The sequence below is a fragment of the Paenibacillus terrae genome (assembly GCF_005217525.1).
In the GTDB taxonomy this organism is placed as follows: Bacteria; Bacillota; Bacilli; order Paenibacillales; family Paenibacillaceae; genus Paenibacillus; species Paenibacillus terrae_C.
This window is the reverse complement of the sequence record NZ_PNXQ01000001.1, coordinates 314,090-314,319: the sequence shown is the minus strand read 5'-3', so window position 1 is coordinate 314,319 and position 230 is coordinate 314,090. Positions and strand designations below refer to the sequence as shown.

Here is a 230-nt window from a genome sequence, read left to right as displayed (position 1 = left end):
ACGTGGGCAACGGCATCGCAACTGGACTCATTGCCGCGTTCGGCTTCAGCCCGTTATTGGCTGGAGCAATTATGGGTGCTTGCTGGCAACTACTCGTTATCTTCGGTGTCCATTGGGGCCTCGTACCTGTATTCATTAATAACATTGCTGTTAACGGCAAAGACGGAATCAAGCCTTCCGCTGCGGCTTCCATCTTCGCCCAAACCGGTGCTGCGTTCGGTGTTATGCTG

Annotated in this window: 1 pseudogene; it reads left to right on the top strand. The window is 53.5% G+C overall.

The features are described 5' to 3' along the window. Positions 1 to 230, top strand: a pseudogene (locus C1I60_RS25065) (PTS beta-glucoside transporter subunit IIABC); the annotation flags it as partial.